This is a genomic window from Streptomyces sp. NBC_00569, assembly GCF_036345255.1.
Lineage (GTDB): Bacteria > Actinomycetota > Actinomycetes > Streptomycetales > Streptomycetaceae > Streptomyces.
The window spans coordinates 7,251,132-7,270,283 of sequence record NZ_CP107783.1 but is presented as its reverse complement, the minus strand read 5'-3'; the positions used below and the strand labels follow the sequence as shown (position 1 = coordinate 7,270,283).

Annotated in this window: 15 protein-coding genes; 6 read left to right on the top strand and 9 right to left on the bottom strand. The window is 71.2% G+C overall.

All coding sequences use genetic code 11. The annotated features are described in order from the left end of the window. Positions 1 to 21: 21 nt before the first annotated feature. The 4 genes from OHO83_RS32655 to OHO83_RS32640 form a co-directional block, all read right to left on the bottom strand. Positions 22 to 390, bottom strand: coding sequence for a tetratricopeptide repeat protein (locus OHO83_RS32655; protein WP_116502684.1), 369 nt, complete (start codon positions 388 to 390; stop codon positions 22 to 24). A 102-nt stretch (positions 391 to 492) separates the two neighbouring features. Beyond that, positions 493 to 876, bottom strand: coding sequence for a DUF3592 domain-containing protein (locus OHO83_RS32650; protein WP_266669406.1), 384 nt, complete (start codon positions 874 to 876; stop codon positions 493 to 495). A gap of 13 nt (positions 877 to 889) precedes the next feature. Next, the gene (gene coaE / locus OHO83_RS32645) at positions 890 to 1,492 is read right to left on the bottom strand and encodes a dephospho-CoA kinase (RefSeq protein ID WP_266669408.1); all 603 of its coding nucleotides are present in this window, start codon (positions 1,490 to 1,492) and stop codon (positions 890 to 892) included. 41 nt (positions 1,493 to 1,533) lie between these two features. Continuing rightward, positions 1,534 to 2,472, bottom strand: a complete 939-nt coding sequence (locus tag OHO83_RS32640; RefSeq protein ID WP_266669410.1) for a PAC2 family protein — start codon at positions 2,470 to 2,472, stop codon at positions 1,534 to 1,536. A 213-nt stretch (positions 2,473 to 2,685) separates the two neighbouring features. On the opposite strand from OHO83_RS32640, the gene OHO83_RS32635 reads away from it, so the two are divergent. Beyond that, on the top strand, positions 2,686 to 3,651 hold the full coding sequence (locus OHO83_RS32635) for a right-handed parallel beta-helix repeat-containing protein (RefSeq protein WP_330280125.1): 966 nt from the start codon (positions 2,686 to 2,688) through the stop codon (positions 3,649 to 3,651). 86 nt (positions 3,652 to 3,737) lie between these two features. On the opposite strand, the gene rpsA is transcribed toward OHO83_RS32635, so the two are convergent. Then, on the bottom strand, positions 3,738 to 5,240 hold the full coding sequence (gene rpsA, locus OHO83_RS32630) for a 30S ribosomal protein S1 (RefSeq protein ID WP_116502678.1): 1,503 nt from the start codon (positions 5,238 to 5,240) through the stop codon (positions 3,738 to 3,740). Between the two features lie 354 nt (positions 5,241 to 5,594). On the opposite strand from rpsA, the gene OHO83_RS32625 reads away from it, so the two are divergent. Further along, positions 5,595 to 6,407 carry a class I SAM-dependent methyltransferase gene (locus OHO83_RS32625; protein WP_389562947.1) on the top strand — a complete coding sequence of 271 codons (813 nt, stop codon included), beginning with the start codon at positions 5,595 to 5,597 and terminating at the stop codon, positions 6,405 to 6,407. A gap of 66 nt (positions 6,408 to 6,473) precedes the next feature. After that, complete coding sequence (gene hrpB / locus OHO83_RS32620) at positions 6,474 to 8,993, top strand: ATP-dependent helicase HrpB (protein WP_266669415.1); 2,520 nt, start codon at positions 6,474 to 6,476, stop codon at positions 8,991 to 8,993. On the opposite strand, the gene OHO83_RS32615 is transcribed toward hrpB, so the two are convergent. The 3 genes from OHO83_RS32615 to OHO83_RS32605 all read right to left on the bottom strand — a co-directional run bounded on the left by OHO83_RS32615 (position 8,983) and on the right by OHO83_RS32605 (position 12,035). Beyond that, the gene (locus OHO83_RS32615; RefSeq protein ID WP_329435654.1) at positions 8,983 to 9,984 is read right to left on the bottom strand and encodes a DUF3068 domain-containing protein; all 1,002 of its coding nucleotides are present in this window, start codon (positions 9,982 to 9,984) and stop codon (positions 8,983 to 8,985) included. The genes hrpB and OHO83_RS32615 overlap by 11 nt on opposite strands. Positions 9,985 to 10,005: 21 nt before the next feature. After that, positions 10,006 to 10,140 carry an SPW_0924 family protein gene (locus OHO83_RS32610; RefSeq protein ID WP_266669419.1) on the bottom strand — a complete coding sequence of 45 codons (135 nt, stop codon included), beginning with the start codon at positions 10,138 to 10,140 and terminating at the stop codon, positions 10,006 to 10,008. 173 nt (positions 10,141 to 10,313) lie between these two features. Further along, entirely contained in the window at positions 10,314 to 12,035 is a 1,722-nt protein-coding gene (locus tag OHO83_RS32605; protein WP_266669421.1) for a lytic transglycosylase domain-containing protein, read from the bottom strand. Between the two features lie 215 nt (positions 12,036 to 12,250). On the opposite strand from OHO83_RS32605, the gene OHO83_RS32600 reads away from it, so the two are divergent. Continuing rightward, complete coding sequence (locus OHO83_RS32600) at positions 12,251 to 13,126, top strand: DUF4184 family protein (RefSeq protein ID WP_266669423.1); 876 nt, start codon at positions 12,251 to 12,253, stop codon at positions 13,124 to 13,126. 133 nt (positions 13,127 to 13,259) lie between these two features. Here OHO83_RS32600 and polA read toward each other — a convergent pair whose 3' ends face one another. Further along, on the bottom strand, positions 13,260 to 15,986 hold the full coding sequence (gene polA, locus OHO83_RS32595) for a DNA polymerase I (RefSeq protein ID WP_330280124.1): 2,727 nt from the start codon (positions 15,984 to 15,986) through the stop codon (positions 13,260 to 13,262). Positions 15,987 to 16,109: 123 nt separating this feature from the next. Here polA and OHO83_RS32590 point away from each other — a divergent pair, with 123 nt between their 5' ends. Beyond that, on the top strand, positions 16,110 to 18,389 hold the full coding sequence (locus OHO83_RS32590) for an FdhF/YdeP family oxidoreductase (protein WP_330280123.1): 2,280 nt from the start codon (positions 16,110 to 16,112) through the stop codon (positions 18,387 to 18,389). 73 nt (positions 18,390 to 18,462) lie between these two features. Then, complete coding sequence (locus tag OHO83_RS32585; RefSeq protein WP_266669429.1) at positions 18,463 to 18,924, top strand: PaaI family thioesterase; 462 nt, start codon at positions 18,463 to 18,465, stop codon at positions 18,922 to 18,924. The last annotated feature ends 228 nt before the right edge of the window (positions 18,925 to 19,152 follow it).

The following is a 19,152-nucleotide window of genomic DNA, read 5'->3' as shown; positions in this document are numbered from 1 at the left end:
GCCCCAGGGGACCGCCTCGTCCTACGGAGCGTCGTCGAAAGCGGCCGCGGCGACGTAGTCGGGCTGCGGATCGAGCGCCGCGGCGAGCCGGAAATGGCGCCTGGCCTGGTCCGGCCGTGCCGCGCGCTGATAGGTGCGGGCGAGCGCGAAGTGCGCGAACGCGTTGTCCGGCTCGCGCTCCAGGACGATGGTGAACTCCAGCTCGGCCGCCCGCAGTTGCGCCGCGGCGAAGAACGCGCGGGCACGCAGCAGCCGCGCCGCCGTGTTCTCGGGGTGGGCCGCGATGACCGGGTCGAGCAGTTTCACCGCACCTCGCGGGTCACGCGCCGCGAGCAGTTGCTCAGCGGCGCGGAAGTCGATGACGTGCGTCTCCGGGTTGGAGTGGGGCACAGCGGTCTCCCTCCTTCGTCATCCACGTCAACGGCGTGGACTGTCGGCCCTATTCCTCCCCCGGAACACCCTGACGTACGTACGTCCGACCGAGTCGGCGGCTCAGCGCCCGGTCACCGCGAGTACCGCGCCGAGCACCGCAAGCGCCACGCCCGCGGCCACGAACACCCAGTCGAGGACGGGCCGCTCGCCGCCGATGAGCACGGTCTCGCGCGGGTCGTCGACGTCGTACGCGATGCCGACCAGGCCGCCCGTCGGCAGCGGCAGCCGCCGGCTGGGCGGCGCGGGTGACGGCACCTCGACGACGAGACCGTCGTGCGTCTCGAACTGCAGCCGGGGCCGCTCGGAACCCGCCTGCGGGGGTTTCACGAGTGCCTGGGTGACGCGTCCGGCCTCGCTGATCCGCCGGGTCCGCCGCAGCCCGTACGCCCCGGCGAGGATCGCCACCAGGCCGCCGAGGAAGGTGAACGCCGCCAGTACGACCACACCCGTCCCCCTTCTAGGCCACGGCCGCCCGCTGCGCGAGGTCCGCCCAGACGGCGCCGACCCGCCGGTGCAGCTCGTCGAGCGGTACGTCGTTGTCGATCACGATGTCGGCGATCTCCAGGCGCTTGTCGCGGGTGGCCTGGGCGGCCATGCGGGCGCGCGCGTCCTCCTCGCTCATGCCGCGCAGGCGCACGAGACGGTCGAGCTGGGTCTCGGGGCTCGCGTCGACGACGACCACGACGTCGTACAGCGGCGCCAGGCCGTTCTCGGCGAGCAGCGGCACGTCGTGCACGACGACGGAGTCACCCGTGGCGGCGGCTTCGAGTTCGGCGGAGCGGGCGCCGACGAGCGGGTGCACGATCGAGTTGAGGACGGCGAGGCGGTCCGCGTCAGCGAAGACGATCGCGCCGAGTGCCGGCCGGTCCAGCGAGCCGTCCGGGGCGAGCACGTCGCTGCCGAACGCCTCGACGACCGCGGCGAGTCCGGGAGTTCCGGGCTCCACGACCTCCCGCGCGATCCGGTCCGCGTCGATCAGTACGGCCCCGTGCTCCACGAGCAGCCGGGACACCTCGCTCTTGCCGGCGCCGATTCCGCCGGTCAGGCCCACCTTCAGCATGCGGGCAGCTTAGGCGAGGGCCCCATCGCCGGCCACAACCCCTACGCGTCGCCCTCGCGTTCGGCCAGGAACTTCTCGAACTCGAGGCCGATCTCGTCGGCGGACGGAATGTCGGTCGGTTCGGCCAACATGTTCCCGCGGCTCTCGGCTCCCGCCGCCGCGTCGTACTGGTGCTCAAGTCCCTGGACGAGCGAGACGAGTTCCTCGTCGCCCTCCTGGATCTGCCGGTCGATCTCCGTCTGTGTGCGGTGCGCCTCCGTGCGCAGCCCGTGCGCCACCGAGGGCAGCACCAGGCCGGTCGCCGCCGTGATGGCTTCGAGGACGGTCAACGCGGCGTCGGGGTACGGCGAGCGCGCGATGTAGTGCGGAACGTGCGCGGCGACACCGAGTACGTCGTGTCCGGCCTCCATGAGGCGGTACTCCACGAGGGACTCCGCGCTGCCGGGGACCTGCGCCTCGTCGAAGGGGCTGCGGTGGCCGGGGACGAGGTCCGTCCGGTTGCCGTGCGGCGTGAGGCCGACGGGCCGTGTGTGCGGGACACCCATCGGGATTCCGTGGAAGTTGACCGCGAGGCGCACGCCGAGCCGTTCGACGATCTCCTTCACGGCGGCCGCGAAACGCTCCCACTCGACGTCGGGCTCGGGGCCGGAGAGCAGCAGGAAGGGCGCACCCGTGGCGTCCTGGACGAGCCTCACCTCGAGGGCGGGCACGTCGTAGTCCGTCCAGCGGTTGCGCCGGAAGGTGAGCAGCGGGCGGCGGGCCCGGTAGTCGACGAGCCGGTCGTGGTCGAACCGCGCCACGACCTGGTGCGGCAGCGAGTCGAGGACCCGGTCCACGATCTGGTCGCCGGTCTCGCCCGCGTCGATGTATCCGTCGAAGTGGTAGAGCATGACCAGTCCGGCCGACTCCTGGGCGAGCGCCATGTCCACCACGGCCAGGCCCTTCGGCTCCCATGCGTACAAACCCTGCGGATCAAGCACTGTGACCGCTCCTCCTCGTGTTCCTTACCCAGAACGCCTGTTGGGGCGCGGGCATTCCCTCTCCGCGCCCCTCCCGGGCGGCTTCTGACGGCCGAGTGCGCCCCCTGGTACAGACCTTGACGCAGTCATGCCACACCTCTACGTTCATATGCGCACCCACAGTTCACGTACAAGAACTTCTTTTGCACGAACCGACGGGAAGGCACCCCCCACATGCGCATGCGTTCCACACTCCTGCCCGCCCTGACCGCCTCCGCGCTCGTCGCCGGAGCCGCCACGGCCCTCGCGACGCCCGCCGCCGCACCCGCTGAGGTCATCGAGGTCTCCACCGCGGCCCAGCTCAAGTCGGCGCTCACGGCGGCCGCGCCCGGCGACACGATCCATCTCGCCGACGGCACGTACATGGGCAACTTCAAGACCTCTATCGCCGCGAGCTCCGGCTCGCGCATCACCCTGACCGGCTCCGCGAAGGCGGTCCTCACGGCGGGCGGCGGTTACGGCCTGCATCTGAACGGCGCCTCGTACTGGACGGTCCAGGGCATCACCGTCACCGGCGGCCAGAAGGGCGTCATGATCGACTCGGCGAAGGGGGTCGTCGTCGACACGGTCACCGTCCGCGGGCTCGACATGGAGGGCGTCCACTTCCGCAACTCCAGCACGGACGGGACGATCAAGAACTCGCGGATCTACGACACCGGCAACGACGGCCGCGGCATGGGCGAGGGCGTCTACGTCGGCACGGCCGGCGGAACCTCCGACAAGAGCGACCGCATCCAGATCACCGGCAACACGATCGGCCCGGACGTCGGCGGCGAGAACGTCGACATCAAGGAGGGCACAACGGGCGCGCGGATCGTCGGCAACACGTTCGACGGCAGCGGCCTGACCGGAGCCAACTTCGACGACTCGTGGGTCGACGTGAAGGGCAATGACGTCCTGGTCGAGAACAACAGGGGCAGCGCCACCACGAACAACGGCTACGAGACCCACACCCAGCAGTCCGGTTGGGGCTGCGGCACTGTTTTCCGCTCCAACACGTCGGACCTGCGCGGCGCGACCGGCGACAAGCAACTGGCGATCAACGTGACGAACGCCGGCGGAAGCTGCGAAACGACGGTGTACGCCGACAACACGGTGACGGGCGGCAAGGGCCTGACGAACGTACCGGTCACCGAGTAGGAGGCGTCGGCGGACACAGAGAAGCGGGCCCGCACCCCAAGGGTGCGAGCCCGCTCAACTACTTACCGAACCCCGGAGGGTTCAGATCAGCTCTGACCACCGGCCAGCTTCTCACGGAGCGCAGCGAGCGCCTCGTCCGAAGCGAGCGCGCCGGAGTTGTCGTCCGACTCCGAGGAGTACGAACCGCCGCCACCGGACGCAGCCGGGGCGCCGGCCGGAGCGGCAGCACCCTCGGCCTCGGCCTGGGCGTCGGCCTCGCGGGACTTGATGACCTGAGCCTGGTGCTGCTCGAAGCGCTGCTGCGCCTCGGCGTACTGGGTCTCCCAGGCCTCGCGCTGGGTCTCGTAGCCCTCGAGCCAGTCGTTGGTCTCGGGGTCGAAGCCCTCGGGGTAGATGTAGTTGCCCTGGTCGTCGTAAGACGCGGCCATGCCGTACAGGGTCGGGTCGAACTCGACCGTCGACGGGTCGGCACCGAAGGCCTCGTTGGCCTGCTTCAGCGAGAGGCTGATGCGGCGACGCTCGAGGTCGATGTCGATGACCTTGACGAAGATCTCGTCGTTGACCTGGACGACCTGCTCCGGGATCTCCACGTGGCGCTCGGCCAGCTCGGAGATGTGGACCAGACCCTCGATGCCCTCGTCCACGCGGACGAACGCGCCGAACGGAACCAGCTTCGTGACCTTGCCGGGGACGACCTGGCCGATCTGGTGCGTACGGGCGAACTGCTGCCACGGGTCTTCCTGCGTCGCCTTCAGCGACAGGGAGACACGCTCGCGGTCCATGTCGACGTCGAGAACCTCGACGGTGACTTCCTGGCCGACCTCGACAACCTCGGACGGGTGGTCGATGTGCTTCCAGGACAGCTCGGAGACGTGCACGAGACCGTCGACGCCACCCAGGTCCACGAAGGCACCGAAGTTGACGATCGAGGAAACGACGCCGGAGCGGACCTGACCCTTCTGGAGGGTCGTGAGGAACGTCTGGCGGACCTCGGACTGGGTCTGCTCGAGCCAGGCACGGCGGGACAGGACCACGTTGTTGCGGTTCTTGTCCAGCTCGATGATCTTGGCCTCGAGCTCCTTGCCCACGTAGGGCTGGAGGTCGCGGACGCGGCGCATCTCGACGAGGGAGGCCGGCAGGAAGCCGCGGAGGCCGATGTCGAGGATGAGACCACCCTTGACGACCTCGATGACGGTACCGGTGACGATGCCGTCTTCTTCCTTGATCTTCTCGATCGTGCCCCAGGCACGCTCGTACTGAGCGCGCTTCTTGGACAGGATCAGGCGGCCTTCCTTGTCCTCCTTCTGGAGAACCAGGGCCTCGATCTCGTCGCCGACCTTGACGACCTCGTTCGGGTCGACGTCGTGCTTGATCGAGAGCTCGCGGCTCGGGATGACGCCTTCGGTCTTGTAACCGATGTCGAGCAGGACCTCGTCCCGGTCGACCTTCACGATGACGCCGTCGACGATGTCGCCGTCGTTGAAGTACTTGATCGTCTCGTCGATCGCGGCGAGGAAGGCTTCCTCGTTACCGATGTCGTTGACCGCTACCTGCGGGGTGGTGGCGGTGGTCTCGGTGCTGCTCGTCATGTGGGTAAGGGCTCCGGTACGGACATTGAAGTCGTAGGTACTGCTACGCCGGGAGCCCGTGATCGCACTGCAGAAGACCGGACAGCTCAGGAAGCGCCACTCCCGGAGGGGGCACCTCGATAACCGAGGGGACATACATACAGATGCGAGCGCAGCCTGCTACGTCTGAGGAGCGCAGGCTCGCAGCGCAACTTGTAGCATACGGGGGCAGCCGGACAGGGTCAATGCGCGAAGGCGCACACCCGGGGCGGATCGCCGCATACCCGGCACAAAACCTGTCGCACGAGGCCACATGGGCCGCTCGGCACTCTGCCGCGACGGGTTGAACGGAAGAGTACGACTAGGGAGCCCATCATCCAAGAGCCCGAACCGTTCGAGCCCGAAGCCACCCGGCGCGACGCCGACGTCACAGAGAGTTCCCGTGCCAATCGTGGCTGGTGGGACAGGAACGCGGACGACTACCAGGTCGAGCACGGCACCTTCCTCGGGGACGACCGTTTCGTATGGGGACCCGAGGGCCTCGACGAGGTGGAGGCCGAGCTGCTCGGCCCGCCGGAGGACCTGAAGGACAAGGTGATTCTGGAAATCGGCTCGGGCGCGGCGCAGTGCTCGCGCTGGCTCGCCGCGCAGGGCGCGCACCCCGTCGCCCTCGACCTCTCCCACCGGCAGCTCCAGCACGCCCTGCGCATCGACGGCGGCGCGGTGCCGCTGGTGCAGGCGGACGCGGGCGCGCTGCCGTTCGCGGACGGCTCGTTCGACCTGGCCTGCTCGGCGTACGGCGCGCTCCCCTTTGTCGCCGATCCCGTGCGGGTGCTGCGGGACGTCCACCGGGTGCTGCGCCCCGGCGGCCGGTTCGTGTTCTCGGTGACGCATCCGATCCGCTGGGCGTTCCCGGACGAGCCGGGTCCGGAGGGCCTGTCCGTGGTGGCCTCCTACTTCGACCGCACCCCTTACGTGGAGCAGGACGACGAGGGACGCGCCGTATATGTGGAGCACCACAGGACGGTCGGTGACCGGGTGCGTGACATCGTGGCCGGCGGATTCCGCCTGGTGGACCTCGTCGAGCCGCAGTGGCCCGCGTGGAACACCCAGGAGTGGGGCGGCTGGTCCCCGCTGCGCGGCAACCTGATCCCGGGCACGGCGATCTTCGTCTGCGAGCGAAGCTAGACAGGGGCTCCCGGCCGAAATCCCCCACCCTTCGGCCGGGGGTGCCCCCAGGGAGACACTGAGCACGTGATCCGTGACGACGCTCTGGACCTGCCTGTACGCAGTGCGCTGCCCGGCCTGCGCGATGCCCTCGACGGGCCCGCGGCGCCGGGCAGCGCCGTTCTCGTGGCGCCGCCCGGGACCGGCAAGACGACCTTGGTGCCGCTGGTGCTCGCCGGGCTCGTCGGTGACGGGCCCGCCCGGCGGGTCGTCGTCGCCGAGCCGCGGCGGATCGCCGCGCGGGCCGCGGCGCGGCGGATGGCGTGGCTGCTGGGCGAGAAGGCCGGCGAGAGCGTCGGCTACACAGTGCGCGGTGAGCGGGTGATGGGGCGCCACGCGCGCGTGGAGGTCGTCACGACGGGTGTGCTCCTGCAACGGCTCCAGCGCGACCAGGAGCTGGCCGGCGTGGATGTCGTGATGCTCGACGAGGTCCACGAGCGGCATCTGGACGCGGACACCGTAGCGGCGTTCCTGTGCGACGTGCGCGACGCGCTGCGGCCCGAGCTTCGGCTGGTGGCGGCGTCGGCGACGACGGACGCGCAGGGGTGGGCGCGCCTCCTCGGCGGGGCGCCCGTGGTCGAGGCCGAGGGAATCTCGTATCCCGTGGAGACGGTGTGGGCGCCTCCCGCGCGTCCGGTGCGGCCGCCGCACGGGATGCGGGTGGACCCGGCGTTGCTGACGCACGTGGCGTCGGTGGTGCGGCGCGCGCTGCGGGAGCAGAGCGGGGATGTTCTGTGCTTCCTGCCGGGGGTCGGTGAGATCGCACGCGTGGCCGGGCAGTTGGGCGAGCCGGGTGACGTGGACGTGCTGCAGGTCCACGGGCGGGCGCCCGCCGCGGTCCAGGACGCGGTGCTCTCGGCGGGCGCGCGGCGGCGCGTGGTGCTCGCCACGTCCGTCGCCGAGTCGTCGCTGACGGTGCCGGGTGTGCGGGTCGTCGTGGACTCGGGCCTCGCGCGGGAGCCTCGGGTGGACCACGCGCGCGGGCTGAGCGCCCTGACGACCGTACGGGCCTCGCAGGCGGCGGGGCGGCAGCGGGCGGGGCGTGCCGGGCGCGAGGCTCCCGGAGTGGTGTACCGGTGCTGGACGGAGGCGGAGGACGGGCGGCTGGCGCGGTTCCCGGCGCCGGAGATCAAGGTGGCGGACCTGACGGCGTTCGCGTTGCAGGCGGCGTGCTGGGGCGATCCGGACGCCTCGGGCCTCGCGCTCCTGGACGCTCCGCCGGCCGGGGCGATGGCGGCGGCCCGGTCCGTCCTGACGGCGATCGGGGCGGTCGAGGCGGACTCGGGCCGGGCCACGGAGCGCGGCGCCCGCCTCGCGGGCCTCGGCCTGCATCCGCGCCTGGCCCGCGCCCTCCTGGACGCGACCCCTGCGGTGGGTGCGCGCCGCGCGGCCGAGGTGGTCGCCCTCCTGAGCGAGGAGCCGCCCCGCGACTACGGCGACGACCTGGCCGCCGCGTGGCGCACCGCGCGCCGGGGCGCCGACGCGTACGCCGCGCGCTGGAAGACGGAGGTGCGGCGGCTCACGGGGGCGGCCGGGCGGACCACGGCGCGCGAGGACGCTCCCGGGGACCTGTCCGAGGACCGGGTCGCCGGAATCGTCGCCGCGCTCGCCTTTCCGGAGCGGGTGGGGCGTGGGCGCGACGGCGAGTATCTGATGGTGTCCGGGACGCGGGCCGCGCTCGCGGACGGTTCACGGCTGCGGGGCGCGCCGTGGATCGCCGTCGCGGTCGCCGACCGGCCCGTGGGCGCCGGGCACGCGCGCGTGCGGCTCGCCGCGGTCGTGGACGAGGAGGTCGCGCTGCGGGCCGCCGCTCCGCTGCGTACCGAGGGGGACGAAGTGGCGTGGGCCGACGGGGAGTTGGTGGCGCGGCACGTCGAGCGTCTCGGCGCGGTGGAGCTCGCCGTGCGCCCTTTGAAGGAGGCCGCCCCCGCTCTCGTACGGGAGGCGTTGAAGGAGGGGCTGCGGCGGGAGGGGTTCGGGCTGCTGCGGTGGTCGCGGGAGGCCGGGGAGCTGCGGGAGCGGCTCGCGTTCCTGCACCGCACGCTGGGCGCGCCCTGGCCCGACGTGTCGGACGACGCGCTGCACGCGCGCGTGGACGAGTGGCTGGAGCCGGAGCTCGGCAAGGCGCGGCGCCGGTCCGATCTGGGCCGGATCGACGCGGGGCAGGCGCTGCGGCGGCTGCTTCCCTGGGCGAGCGGTGACGCGGCCCGCCTCGACGAGCTCGCCCCGGAGCGGCTGGAGGTACCGAGCGGGTCCAGGATCCGGATCGACTACGCGAACCCCGAACAGCCCGTGCTGGCCGTGAAGTTGCAGGAGATGTTCGGGCTGCACGAGTCACCGCGTGTGGCCGGTGTGCCGGTCCTGGTGCATCTGCTGTCGCCCGCGGGGCGTCCCGCGGCGGTGACGGCGGATCTGGCCTCCTTCTGGCGCGAGGGGTACCGGGCGGTGCGGGCCGAGCTGCGCGGCCGGTACCCGAAGCATCCGTGGCCGGAGGATCCGGCGGGCGCGGTCGCGACGCGGCACACGAGCGCGCGGCTCAGGCGCTGACGGGTTCCGGCTCGTGCTCCGGGGCGGCCTCGGGTTCGCCCGGACGGCGGCTGCGGGCCTCGAGCCACAGGGAGAGCGCGAGCAGGAGCAGGCCGAGGACCAGGAAGCCCCACGGCAGGTACGAGGTGAGCAGGACGACCAAGACGCGGTTGGACTTGACGAGGGCGACCGTCGACCTGATGTAGTCCTCGCGCATCTTCACGTGCCCGGCGAAGACCGTCACCTTGTCGCGGCCGCCCAGGAGCGTGCCGCCGCGGAGTTCGTTGTGCTGGATCTCCTCGCCGTAGACGGGGGCCCCGGTGACCGGCTCGACCCAGAACTTGCGGACCGTGGTGTACCAGCGGGTGGTGCCGGTCTTGGCGACGGACTCCGGTGTGATGCCCTTGACCGGCATCGTCTTGGGCAGGGGGACCTTCATCCACGGGATGGTCTGTTCGAAGTAGTAGACCTTCAGACCGCGGAACGTCTGGGTTCCCTTGTAGTGGATGGGCCGGGTGACGCGGGCCTGGGCGTCGTAGTACTCGTAGTCCCGCTTCTCGGTGAGGAAGGGCCACTTGAACTCGATGCCGTCGCGCCTGACCTTGTCGCCGTCGACGGTCTCGGCGTACTTGCCCGTGGGGTGGACGGGTGCCTGGCTGTGGGCGTCGAAGACGTAGCGCTCGGGGACCTGGGAGACCATCTTGCCGTCGGGGCCGACGATGTAGGAGAGCGAGTCCCAGACGACGACGTCGCGGCCCGCGCTCTTCTCGACCTGCTCGGAGGCCTCCACGTTGCCCTTGAGCGTCTGGACGACGGTGACCTTGGAAACCTTCTTCGACTGCATCGAGCCGTAGTCGAGGAGGGTCGGGTTCTTGGCCTCCAGGACGGCGTTCTGGTACTGGCCGGCCGGGATCTTCGCGAGGCGCGGGAACGCGTACCAGCGCATCAGCGGGGACATCGCCGTGCAGAACACGGCGAGGGCGAGCAGGATCAGGCTGGCCTTGCGGCGCATCGCGGCGGCCTCCTCGGCGGGTCAGGGGTGCTTGGGGACGGTGGTCAGCAGCGGTTCGGGCGAGGTCTCGCCGGGCGGGGAGCCGATCGCCGAGATCGTGATGACGAGGGCGAGCGCCACGGCCAGACCGGTCGCGGCGGCGATCAGGGCACGCATGCAGCCTCCCGGCGGATCACCGGATCCGGAATCTGATAGGTCGTCAGGGCTGGGGCACCGTAGCAACGCGGGGCCGAGATGAGAACACGTTGCACAACAGCGCCGCCCCCTCGGCCGGTGAACGGCGAGGGGGCGGCGCGGGTGCTGCTGATACGGCTTGTGCCGTACGGGAGTTACGTCGCCGAGGGCGAGGCGGACGGGGTTGCCGTGGCGCCGGCCGCGGTGACCTTCAGTTCGATGGTGAGGGTCGCGCCACCGGTGGTGCTGACGCGGAGCAGGAACGTGCCCGTGGCGTCGTCCGCGTAGATCCTCGGCAGCTGGAGGCGGCCGTCGCCGTCGGTCTTGAGGCCCTTGAGCGTGCGGATCGCCTTGCCGTCCGCGTCCTTGAAGTAGGGGCCCTTGTCGTTCTCGGTCGCGTCGTCCTTGGACTTGATCAGCGTGGCCGTGGTGGCGACCCCGTCGGCGGCGTCGCCCTTGTACGTGGCCCTGACCTGGACCGGGTCGGCGAACTGGCCGCCGGTCTCACAGGTCTGTTCCGTGTCGCCGACCCTGGTGAGGGCGTCGGCCTGGCGGGCGGAGACGGTCGCCGTGTAGTCGAGGCCGGGCAGCTTGCGGTCGACGACGGTGGCGCGGACGGTGAACTCGCCGGTGTCCTCGCCCGCCCGCAGCGGCGGCGCGGTGGCCTTGCCGGTGCTGTCGGTGACGACGGTGACGCTCTTGAACCCGCCGCTGAAGGTGAGGTCCGTGTCACCGACGACGGTGAGCTTCACCTTGACCGTACCGACACCCTTGCCCGCGGCGTTCTCCGTGCGGACGGCGACACGTTCGGCGAAGGCGTCACCGGCGGTCGCATCGAGCGTGCCCGTGCCGGCGTCCTCGATGCGCGCGACCGTCTCGGCGGGCGTGGGCGGTGTGGGACTCGTGGACCCTCCGCCGCCCGGCTTCGACGGGTCGGTGCCCGGGGAGCCGCCGGGCTTGGGCGACTTGGGCGGCTTGGAGGTACCCGGGGACGGGCTGGTCGTGCCCGGGCTGCTCGGCGACGGCGAAGGGCTGGAGCTGGGGCCGCCGTCGCTGCGGCCTCCGGGCTGGACACCCGTGCCGTCCGGGACCTCGTGGGTGCCCTTGCGGTAGAACTCGAGCCACCTCAGGACCGTGTCGAGGTACTCCTGCGAGTGGTTGTAACTCAGGATCGCCGCGTGCAGGCCGCCGCTCTGGGACAGGTCGCGGTCGCCGCGGCACAGGTAGTGGCCGGCGGCGAGGGCGGCGTCGTAGATGTTGTTGGGGTCCTTCTTGCCGTCGCCGTTGCCGTCGCGGCCTGACCACTCCCAGGTCGACGGGATGAACTGCATGGGGCCGACGGCCCGGTCGTGCGTCGTGTCGCCGTCGTAGGCGCCGTTGTCGGTGTCGGTGATCCTCGCGAAGCCGTTGCCGTCGAGGACCGGGCCGAGGATCGGCTTGAGCGTGGTGCCGTTCGCGTCGACGTTGCCGCCGCGGGCCTGGCCCGACTCGACCTTGCCGATCGCGGCGAGGAGCTGCCAGGGAAGATTGCAGCCCGGCTTCGTCGCGGCGAGCTCCGCCTCGGCCTTCTTGTACGCGTCGAGGACGGTGGCCGGGATGCCGGCCTCGTTCACGCCGGTACCCGTGCCGACCGGGCCGCCGGGACCCGTACTGGGCGGCGCGGTGGGGCTGTTGAGAGGCGGCAGATCGGTGTAGTAAGGGGAGTTGCCGGTCGCCGAGTCACCGGGTGAGGGCGTCGCGTCGGCGGTGGACTGTCTGCCGTTCTGCGTGTCGGTGAGGCCAGGCGCCTGGGACGCGGAAAGTGCCGCCACGGCGGCAGCCGCCACGGCGGTCGTCATCGCGGACCTGCGCAACCGCTTTCCGAATAGCGCCGCCATACCGTGAGCCCCTCCGATTGCCGACCGTTTACGGGTCAGTCCGCGCTCCCCGGCGTGGAGTGACCCAGGCGACACTACGACAACTTCCTGCGCCCAGGCACCTGTTCGTGCCCGTTTTTTGCCGGTTGGCCATGTACGCGTTACCGCGGTCGCCACGGGCCATACTGAGCGACACCGCGTACGCACCGCATCAGGAACCGTCCGAGGGGGACCACTTGCCGTTCACGATCAGCCACGCCGCGGCCGTGCTGCCGGCCGTCCGCCGCGACGGCACCGGGCGCGGCGCGCTGGTGCCCTCGCTGCTGGTGGCGGGCTCGTTCGCGCCCGACGTGACGTACTTCGCGGCGAGTGCGGTGCCGGGGGCGATGGAGTTCGGGGACTTCACCCACTCCTTCCCGGGCGTCTTCACGATCGACGTGGCCGTCGCCGCGGTGCTGGTCGGCCTGTGGCGCCTGCTGCGGGAACCGGTGATCGCGCTGCTGCCGGGACGGGTGCGGGGGCCGGTCCTCGTGGTGGCGCGGGGTGCGGGCACCGGACGCCCGGCCGGCTCTTTCGCGTGGGAGCGGCGCCCGGTGGCCGCGGTGTGGTGGTGGTACGTGTCCGCCGTCCTGGGCGCGACGACGCACGTGGTGTGGGACGCGTTCACGCATCTCGACCGGTGGGGCATGCGGGTCTTCCCGGTCCTCGGCGAGAAGATCGCCGGCTCCCCTCTCTACTGGTACGCGCAGTACGGGGGTTCGGCGGTCGCGCTCGTCGTGATCGCCCTCTTCGTGGTGTCGGCGGTGCGCCGTGTCCCCTCGGCGGCCGCCGCCGACGCCCGCGCCGCGCTGCCTCAGCTCTCCGTGAGTGAGCGGTGGGCGGCGGCGCTCGTGATCGGCGGGTGCGTGGCGGTGGCCGCGGGGGTGCGGACTGTGCGCTGGTGGGCGTACTGGGGATCTGTCGCCAAGCCGTGGGAGATCATCCCGACCCTGTGCTTCGGCGGGGGCGCGGGCCTCGTACTCGGTCTGGTCGTGTACGCGCTTCTCGTGCGGGGGCGTCGAGGTCCGGCCGGTCGCGGGGTGGCACCGACGCCGGTGAGACAGGAACGGTGACGCGACAACGGTGAACGCGGTAAGGGGCGGAGCCCACTGGCTCCGCCCCTTATCTGACTACGGCCGGCTGAACTACGGCCTGCCTGAACGACAGCCGAACCACGGCCCGGCCCGCACCACGGCGCGCCGCAGGCTAGTGCGCCGCGGACTCCCAGTCCGGGCCCACGCCCACCGACACGTCCAGCGGCGCCCGCAGATGCACGGCCCCCGCCATCTCGCGCCGGACCAGCTCCTCCGCCGCCGCGGCCTCGCCCGGGGCGATCTCCAGGACGATTTCGTCATGGACCTGGAGCAGCAGCCGCGACTTGAGCTTCGCGTCCCTGAGCGCCTTGTCCACGTTCAGCATGGCGATCTTGACGATGTCGGCGGCCGTGCCCTGGATGGGCGCGTTGAGCGCCATGCGCTCGGCCATCTCACGGCGCTGGCGGTTGTCGCTGTTGAGGTCCGGCAGATACCTGCGGCGGCCGAGCATCGTCTCGGTGTAGCCCGTGGCGCGGGCCTCGTCGACGACGCGGCGCAGATAGTCGCGCACGCCGCCGAACCGCTCGAAGTACGTGTCCATGAGGACCCGCGCCTCGCCCGGCTCGATGTTCAGCTGCCCGGACAGGCCGAACGCCGACAGTCCGTAGGCCAGCCCGTACGACATCGCCTTGATCTTGCGGCGCATCTCCGCGTCGACGGCGGACCGCTCGACGCCGAAGACCTGCGCGCCGACCGTGGTGTGCAGGTCCTCGCCGGAGGTGAACGCCTCGATGAGGCCCTCGTCCTCGGAGAGGTGCGCCATGACGCGCAGCTCGATCTGGCTGTAGTCCGCGGTCATGAGCGACTCGAAGCCCTCACCGACGACGAAGCCGCGGCGGATGGCGCGGCCCTCGTCGGTGCGGACCGGGATGTTCTGCAGGTTCGGGTCGGTCGAGGAGAGCCGGCCCGTCGCGGCGACGGTCTGGTTGAACGTCGTGTGGATGCGGCCGTCGGCGGCGATCGTCTTGATGAGGCCCTCGACGGTGACGCGCAGCTTGGCCTGCTCGCGGTGGCGCAGCATGATCACGGGGAGTTCGTGGTCGGTCTGCGTGGCCAGCCAGGCGAGCGCGTCCGCGTCCGTCGTGTACCCGGTCTTCGTCTTCTTCGTCTTGGGGAGGTCGAGCTCGCCGAAGAAGACTTCCTGGAGCTGCTTGGGCGAGCCGAGGTTGAACTCGTGGCCCACGGAGGCGTGCGCCTCCTTCACGGCCTGCTGCACGGCGCCCGCGAACATCTGCTCCATGGCCTCCAGGTGGGCACGGTCGGCGGCGATGCCGTGCCGCTCCATGCGCGCGAGGAGCGTGGACGTGGGCAGCTCGACGCCCTTGAGGAGGTCGGCCGCGCCGACTTCCCGGAGCTTCCCGACGAAGGCCTCGCCGAGGTCGAGGATGGCGCGGGCGTGCACCATGAGGGCGTCGGCCTCGGCCTGGTCGTCGTCCTCCGTGCCGAAGGCGAGCTGTCCGTCGGCCGCCGCCGGGGCGAGCTCACGGCCCAGGTACTCCAGGGTCAGCGCGTCGAGCGCGAAGGAGCGGCGGCCGGGCTTGACCAGGTAGGCGGCGAGCGCCGTGTCCATGGTGACGCCGTCCACGGTCCAGCCGTGCTCGGCGAAGACCCGCATGACGTTCTTCGCGTTGTGCAGGACCTTGGGCTTCGCGGCGTCGGCGAGCCATGTCGCGAACGCGTTCTCGTCGGCCTCGTCGAGCTGGGCGGGGTCGAACCAGGCGGCCGCTCCCCCGGCGGCGGCGAGCGCCACCTCGGTGACGGATCCCGCACCGAGCGCCCAGGTGTCGACCGTGGCGAGGCCCAGGGCGGCGTCGCCGTGCTCGGCGAGCCACGGGGCCACCTCGCCCGCGCCGAGCACCGAGCCGTCGACCTCGACGCCGGGCTCGGCGGGCGTCTGCTCGGCCTCCTCGGCGCCCGGGTCGACGGCGAGGAGCCGCTCGCGCAGCGACGGGTTACGGATCTCCAGGGTGTCGAGGACCATCGCGACGGCCGTGCGGTCGTACGCGGCGCGCTCCAGGTCTTCGACCGTCTTGGGGAGCTCGACGTCGCGCACCATCTCGGTGAGCCGGCGGTTCAGCTTGACGGCTTCGATGTGGTCGCGGAAATTCTGCCCGGCCTTGCCCTTGACCTCTTCGGCACGCTCCACGAGCTCGGCGAACGAACCGAACTGGTTGATCCACTTCGCGGCGGTCTTCTCGCCGACGCCGGGGATGCCCGGCAGGTTGTCCGACGGGTCGCCGCGCAGGGCCGCGAAGTCGGGGTACTGGGCCGGGGTGAGCCCGTACTTCTCCTCGACCTTCTCCGGCGTGAACCGCGTCAGCTCGGAGACGCCCTTCGTCGGGTAGAGCACCGTGACATGGTCGCTGACCAGCTGGAAGGAGTCCCGGTCGCCGGTGACGACCAGGACGTCGAACCCGGCGGCCTCGGCCTGGGTGGCGAGCGTGGCGATGATGTCGTCCGCCTCGAACCCGTCGACCGCGAAGCGCGGGGTGCGCATCGCGTCGAGAAGCTCGCCGATCAGCTCGACCTGCCCCTTGAACTCGTCCGGGGTCTTCGAACGATTCGCCTTGTACTCCGTGAACTCCTCGGAGCGCCACGTCTTGCGCGAGACGTCGAACGCCACCGCGAAGTGCGTGGGCGCCTCGTCGCGCAGCGTGTTCGCCAGCATCGACGCGAAGCCGTAGATCGCGTTCGTCGGCTGTCCGGTCGCGGTCGTGAAGTTCTCCGCGGGCAGCGCGAAGAACGCGCGGTACGCCAGCGAATGCCCGTCCATGAGCATCAGCCGCGGCCGGCTGCCTGAGGTCTTCTTCTCGGTCTTCTTCGCTGCTGTCTCTGCCACGCCCCCGATCCTGCCACGCCCCACTGACAGTCCGGTCCGCCACGGTCCTTGGACGAGGGCTGTCAGTCGTGCGTGCGAGGATCGGCGACGTACCTCACACGTGTGCTCGAAGGGGAACAGACGATGGCAACGAAGCCGCCCACAGGAGATCCGGTCCAGGACGCGCCGCAGGTGGACGCGCCGCTGCGCGCCGCCGCCGGACTGCCCGCCGTCGCCCATTCCCTCAAGATCGCCCAGCAGCAGATGGGCGTGCGCCGCACCGCGCTCACCCTTCTCCGCGTCAATCAGAAAGACGGCTTCGACTGCCCGGGCTGCGCCTGGCCCGAGCCCGACCACCGGCACAAGGCGGAGTTCTGCGAGAACGGCGCGAAGGCGGTCGCCGAGGAGGCCACCCTGCGCCGGGTCACGCCCGACTTCTTCGCCGCGCACCCGGTCGCCGACCTCGCGACCCGCTCCGGGTACTGGCTGGGCCAGCAGGGCCGCCTCACGCACCCCATGTATCTGGCGGACGGCGCCGAGCGCTACGAGCCGGTGTCCTGGGAGCGCGCCTTCGACATCATCGCCGAGGAGCTGGCCGCCCTGGCCTCCCCCGACGAGGCCGTGTTCTACACCTCGGGCCGCACGAGCAACGAGGCGGCGTTCCTCTACCAGCTGTTCGCCCGCGAGTTCGGCACGAACAACCTGCCCGACTGCTCGAACATGTGCCATGAGTCGTCCGGTTCCGCGCTCACGGAGACCATCGGCATCGGCAAGGGCAGCGTCTCCCTGGAGGACCTCTACAAGTCCGACCTGATCATCGTGGCCGGGCAGAACCCGGGAACGAACCACCCGCGCATGCTCTCCGCCCTGGAGAAGGCGAAGGCGAACGGCGCGAAGATCATCACGATCAACCCGCTGCCCGAGGCCGGACTCGAACGCTTCAAGAACCCGCAGACCCCGCAGGGCATGCTCAAGGGCGCCACCCTGACCGACCTGTTCCTCCAGATCCGCCTCGGCGGGGACCAGGCCCTCTTCCGCCTCCTGAACAAGCTGATCCTGGAGACGGAAGGCGCCGTCGACGACGCCTTCATAGAGGAGCACACCCACGGCTACGAGGAGTTCACCGAGGCCGCCCGCGCCGCCGACTGGGACGCGACGCTGACGGCGACGGGACTGGAGCGCGCCGAGATCGAGGAAGCCCTCGCCCTGGTGCTCGCCTCCGAGCGCACCGTCGTGTGCTGGGCGATGGGTCTCACCCAGCACAAGCACTCGGTGCCCACGATCCGCGAGGTCGTCAACTTCCTGCTCCTGCGCGGGAACATCGGCCGCCCCGGCGCGGGCGTGTGCCCGGTGCGCGGCCACTCCAACGTGCAGGGCGACCGCACCATGGGCGTCTTCGAACGCCCCGCGCCCGCCTTCCTGGACGCCCTGGAGAAGGAGTTCGGCTTCGCACCGCCCCGCGAGCACGGCTTCGACGTCGTACGGGCCATCGAGGCACTGCGCGACGGCGCGGCGAAGGTGTTCTTCGCGATGGGCGGCAACTTCGTGGCGGCCTCCCCCGACACCCACGTCACCGAGGCCGCGATGCGCCGCGCCGCCCTGACGGTGCACGTGTCGACGAAGCTCAACCGCTCCCACGCGGTCACCGGCGCGCGCGCCCTGATCCTGCCGACTCTCGGCCGCACCGAGCGGGACCTCCAGGGCAGCGGTGAGCAGTTCGTGACGGTCGAGGACTCCATGAGCATGGTCCACGCCTCTCGCGGCCGCCTCACGCCCGCGAGCAAGCACCTCCTGTCGGAGCCGGCGATCGTGGCCCGCCTCGCACGCCGCGTCCTGGGCGAGGCGTCACGCACGCCCTGGGAGGAGTTCGAGAAGGACTACGCCACGGTCCGCGACCGCATCGCGAAGGTCATTCCGGGTTTCGAGGACTTCAACGCGCGTGTGAGCGGTTCGGCCGGCTTCACGCTGCCGCACGGCCCGCGCGACGAGCGGCGTTTCCCCACCACCACCGGCAAGGCGAACTTCACGGCCGCGCCCGTCGAGTACCCGAAGCTCCCCGAGGGCCGGCTGCTGCTGCAGACCCTGCGCTCGCACGACCAGTACAACACCACGATCTACGGCCTCGACGACCGCTACCGCGGCATCAGGAACGGCCGCCGGGTCGTCCTCGTCAGCCCTCACGACTCCCAGGCCCTGGGCCTCGCGGACGGCTCCTACGTCGACCTGGTCAGCGAGTGGACGGACGGCGTGGAGCGCCGCGCCCCCGGCTTCCGCGTCGTCCACTACCCGACGGCCCGGGGCTGCGCGGCCGCGTACTACCCGGAGACCAACGTCCTGATCCCGCTGGACGCCACCGCTGACACCAGCAACACCCCCACCAGCAAGTCCGTCGTCGTCCGCCTGGAACAATCGGCGACCGACTGAGCGTTCGCTCAGGCAGCCGACCAGGCAGAACAGCAGCACGAACACCGACAGACGACGAACGGAGCCGGGCACCATGGGCGAGCACAGCAGCGTGAAGTTCCCGCAAGAGATCATCGACGAGTACGCGGCGCTCGGCGTCGACCTGCCCGCCCTGTTCTCCGCAGGGGACCTCGGCACCCGCATGGGCGTCCAGATCAAGGAAGCGTCCCCCGAGCGCGTCGTCGGCACCATGCCCGTCGAGGGCAACACCCAGCCCTACGGCCTCCTGCACGGCGGCGCCTCCGCGGTCCTCGCCGAGACCCTCGGCTCCGTCGGCTCGATGCTCCACGGCGGCAGCTCCAAGATCGCCGTCGGCGTCGACCTGAACTGCACGCACCACCGCGGCGCCCGCTCCGGCCTCGTCACCGGCGTCGCCACCCCCGTACACCGCGGCCGCTCCACGGCCACGTACGAGATCGTGATCACCGACGAGCAGGACCGGCGGGTCTGCTCGGCCCGCCTGACGTGCCTCCTCAAGGACATGCCCAAGAGCTGAGACCTCTCCCGTCCGCCGCAGGGCTCCCGTCGCGGGGCCGGCCCACGACGGGCCGCTGATCCGCCACAGGGCTCGTCCGTGACAGGGCTGGTCCGATTCCGACCGGGCCGGCCCGTCACAGGGCGCCACAACGATCACGCACCTTCACGCCGCTGTTCCCGGCGCGGACCGGCCACCGCAGCCGCGCCGGGCAGCGCAGACGTTGATCAGGGGACGGAAGCCGGACTG